Source organism: Streptomyces solincola (assembly GCF_002982015.1).
GTDB classification, from domain to species: domain Bacteria; phylum Actinomycetota; class Actinomycetes; order Streptomycetales; family Streptomycetaceae; genus Streptomyces; species Streptomyces solincola.
Window position 1 is genome coordinate 1 of sequence record NZ_PVLV01000347.1, and the last position, 4,314, is coordinate 4,314.

The window sequence follows — 4,314 nt, forward strand, 5'->3', positions numbered from 1 at the left end:
TCGTACGACACGCCCGCACCCGGCGCCACCGCCCCCGCCCCGGACGCCCCGTACGACGGACACGCCACCGCGCGCTGGGCGGCCGAGCCGGACAAGCGGCCGGGCCGCACCGCCTTCCAGCGCGACCGGGCCCGGGTGCTGCACTCCTCCGCGCTGCGCCGCCTCGCCGGCAAGACCCAGGTCGTCACCCCCGGCTCGCAGAGCCACACCTGGGACCCCAGCCCGCGCACCCGGCTCACCCACTCCCTGGAGTGCGCCCAGGTCGGCCGCGAGCTGGGCGCCGCCCTGGGCTGCGACCCGGACCTGGTGGAGGCCGCCTGCCTCTCCCACGACATGGGCCACCCGCCGTTCGGGCACAACGGCGAACAGGCCCTGGACGAGGTCGCCAAGGACTGGGGCGGCTTCGAGGGCAACGCCCAGTCGCTGCGGCTGCTCACCCGGATCGAGCCCAAGCGGTTCGCCCCCGACCCGGCCACCGGCGAGTCGGTCAGCGTCGGACTCAACCTCACCCGGGCCGCGCTGGACGCCGCCACCAAGTACCCCTGGTCGCGCGGCGACCACCCCACCGACCCCGGCTCGCCCAAGTTCGGCGTCTACGAAGACGACCTGCCGGTCTTCCGCTGGGTCCGCCAGGGCGCCCCGCGCGACCGCACCTGCTTCGAGGCGCAGGTCATGGACTGGGCCGACGACGTCGCCTACTCGGTGCACGACTTCGAGGACGGGCTGCACGCCGGCCACATCGACCCCAACCTGCTGCACGCCGAACCCGAGCGCGCCGACATCTGGCAGGTCGCGATCGGCCGCTACGTACCGGCCGGCACCGACCCGCAGGAACTGGCCGACGCCCTCGACCGGCTGCTCGAACAGGACTGGTGGCCGCACGGCTACGACGGCACCGCGCTGGCCCAGGCCCGGCTCAAGGACGCCACCAGCCAGCTCATCGGCCGGTTCTGCCTGGCCGCGGAGAACGCCACCCGGGCCGTGCACGGCCCCGGCCGGCTCACCCGGTACGCCGCCGAACTCGTCGTCCCGCGGGAGGCGCGCCACGAGTGCGCGGTGCTCAAGGCCGTCGCCGACCGGTACGTCATACAGCGCGCCGAGCAGGAGACGCTCCGCGCCGACCAGCGGATCGTCGTCGCCGAACTGGCCGAGGCGCTCGCCGCCCGCGCCCCCGAGGGCCTGGACCCGCAGTTCCGCGCGCTGTTCGACGCCGCCCACGACGACCGGGCCCGCGGCCGGGTGGTCGTCGACCAGATCGCCTCGCTCACCGACGCCTCCGCCCGCGCCCTGCACGCCCGGCTCACCCAGCGAAGCTGAGCCCGGCGGTCCGCCAGCGGATGCGGACCGTCCCCTTCACGCCATCCCGTTCCGTACGGGACGCTGCCAGGCGGCGGCGGCGTAGCGTAAAGATCCCGTGCCGGAAGCCGGAAGCCGGAAGCCGGGAGCCGGAAGCCGGGAGCCGGAAGCCGGGAGCCGGAAGCCGGAAGCCGCGGGCCCCGGGCGCGGGGCCGGGCCGTCGCCGGTACGGATGAACCCGGCGGGTCCCACGCCCCCGCCGGGTAGCCGCCGGGAAACCGCAAGGACAACAGGAGGCACACGTGGTCGACGCAGATCAGACCTTCGTCATCGTCGGCGGAGGGCTGGCCGGGGCCAAGGCGGCGGAGACGCTCCGCGCCGAGGGCTTCACCGGCCGGGTCATCCTCATCGGCGACGAACGCGACCACCCCTACGAACGGCCCCCGCTGTCCAAGGGCTACCTCACCGGCAAGGACCCCCGCGAGGGCGCCTTCGTGCACGAGCAGGGCTGGTACGCGCAGGCCGACGTGGAACTGCACCTCGGCCAGCCCGTCACCACGCTCGACCGGCAGGCCAAGGTCGTCCGGCTCGGCGACGGCACCACGCTCGCGTACGACAAGCTGCTGCTGGCCACCGGCGCCGAACCGCGCCGCCTCGACGTCCCCGGCACCGACCTGGCCGGCGTGCACCACCTGCGCCGGCTCAGCCACGCCGACCGGCTCCAGGGCGTGCTGGCCGCGCTCGGCCGGGACAACGGCCACCTGGTCATCGCCGGCGGCGGCTGGATCGGCCTGGAGGTCGCCGCCGCCGCCCGCGGCTACGGCGCCGAGGTCACCGTCATTGAGTCCGCGCCCACCCCGCTGCACCAGGCCCTCGGCCCCGAACTGGGCCAGTTCTTCGCCGACCTGCACGCCGAGCACGGCGTCCGGTTCGCCTTCGGCGCGAAGCTCACCGAGATCACCGGCCAGGACGGCATGGTCCTGGCGGTGCGCACCGACGACGGCGAGGAGCACCCGGCGCACGCCGTGGTCGTCGCCATCGGCGCGGCCCCGCGCACCGCGCTCGCCGAGAACGCCGGGCTCGCCCTGGTCGACCGCGACCACGGCGGCGGCATCGCGGTGGACGCCGCCCTGCGCACCTCCGACCCGGACGTCCACGCCGCCGGCGACGTGGCCGCCGCCGAGCACCCGCTGCTCGGCGTCCGGCTGCGGGTCGAGCACTGGGCCAACGCGCTCAACGGCGGCCCGGCCGCCGCCCGCGCCATGCTCGGCCGGGACGTCTCCTACGACCGGGTCCCCTACTTCTTCTCCGACCAGTACGACCTGGGCATGGAGTACAGCGGCTGGGCCCCGCCCGGCTCCTACGACCAGGTGGTGGTGCGCGGCGACGCGGGCCGCCGCGAGTTCATCGCCTTCTGGCTGAAGGACCGGCGGGTGCTGGCCGGCATGAACGTCAACGTGTGGGACGTCACCGAGCACATCCAGGCCCTCGTCCGCTCCGGCGCCCCGGTGGATCCCGACGCCCTGGCCGACCCCGCCGTCCCGCTCGACCGGGTGCTGCCCGTGTCCTGAGGCCGCCCGCCGGAGGAGGGCCGCGGCGGCCGTAGGATTGCCGGGTGGCTGGCGGCAGGATCAACGACGACGACGTGAAGGCGGTACGGGACGCGGTCCCGATCGACGCCGTGGTCTCCGAGTACCTCCAGTTGCGCAACGCCGGCGGCGGCAACCTCAAGGGCCTGTGCCCCTTCCACGACGAGAAGTCCCCGTCCTTCCAGGTCAGCCCCAGCAAGGGTCTCTTCCACTGCTTCGGCTGCCAGGAGGGCGGGGACACCATCGCCTTCGTGATGAAGATCGACCACCTCTCCTTCTCGGAGACGGTCGAGCGCCTGGCCGCCAAGGCCGGCATCACGCTCCGCTACGAGCAGGGCGGCTACACCCCCGGCCACCAGCGCGGCGAGCGCATCCGGCTGGTCGAGGCGCACGAGCTGGCCGCCCGCTTCTACGCCGAGCAGCTCGACGCCCCGGAGGCCGAGGCCGGCCGGGTCTTCCTCGCCGAGCGCGGCTTCGACCAGGCCGCCGCCCAGCACTTCGGCGTCGGCTACAGCCCGGCGGGCTGGGACCACCTCACCCGCTTCCTGCGCGGCAAGGGTTTCACCGACAAGGAGCTGATCACCTCCGGGCTCGCCCAGGACAGCCGCAGCGGCAAGCCCATCGACCGCTTCCGCGGCCGGCTGATGTGGCCCATCCGGGACACCGGCGGCGACGTCGTCGGCTTCGGCGCCCGCAAGCTCCGCGAGGACGACAACGGGCCCAAGTACCTCAACACCCCCGAGACCCCGATCTACCGCAAGTCCCAGGTGCTGTACGGGATCGACCTGGCCAAGAAGGACATCGCCAAGTCCTCCCGGGCGGTCGTCGTCGAGGGCTACACCGACGTCATGGCCTGCCACCTGGCCGGCGTCACCACCGCCATCGCCACCTGCGGCACCGCCTTCGGCGGCGAGCACATCAAGATCCTCCGCCGCCTGCTCATGGACAACGGCTCGGCCCGCGTCATCTTCACCTTCGACGGGGACGCCGCCGGCCAGAAGGCCGCGCTGCGCGCCTTCGAGGACGACCAGAAGTTCGCCGCCGAGACCTACATCGCCATCGCCCCGGACGGCATGGACCCCTGCGACCTGCGGCTGGCCCGGGGCGACGAGGCCGTCACCGACCTGGTCGAGCCGCGCACCCCGCTGTTCGAGTTCGCGCTGCGCCAGATCGTCAGCCGCTACGACCTGGAGACCCCGGCCGGCCGCGCCGCCGCCCTGGACGAGGCCGCACCGGTGGTCGCCCGCATCAAGAACATCGCCTCCCAGCACGAGGTCGCCGTCCAGCTCGCCGGCATGGTCGGCATCCTGGACACCCAGTTCGTGGTCCGCCGGGTCGCCCAGCACGCCAAGTGGGCCCGCGAACGCGGCGGCCGCCCCGCCCCCGGGGCCCGTACCGCCGCCGGCCGCGCCGAACAGGCCCCCGCGCC

Annotated in this window: 3 protein-coding genes; all 3 read left to right on the forward strand. The window is 74.4% G+C overall.

Features of this window, described 5'->3' with window-relative positions; all coding sequences use genetic code 11:
* On the forward strand, positions 1-1,317 hold a 1,317-nt coding region (locus C6N75_RS21235), incomplete at its 5' end, for a deoxyguanosinetriphosphate triphosphohydrolase (RefSeq protein WP_105870504.1).
* A 281-nt stretch (positions 1,318-1,598) separates the two neighbouring features.
* Complete coding sequence (locus C6N75_RS21245) at positions 1,599-2,867, forward strand: NAD(P)/FAD-dependent oxidoreductase (protein WP_105870506.1); 1,269 nt, start codon at positions 1,599-1,601, stop codon at positions 2,865-2,867.
* Between the two features lie 44 nt (positions 2,868-2,911).
* Positions 2,912-4,314: DNA primase (dnaG, locus tag C6N75_RS21250; RefSeq protein WP_105870507.1), on the forward strand; the 1,403-nt coding region annotated here is incomplete at its 3' end.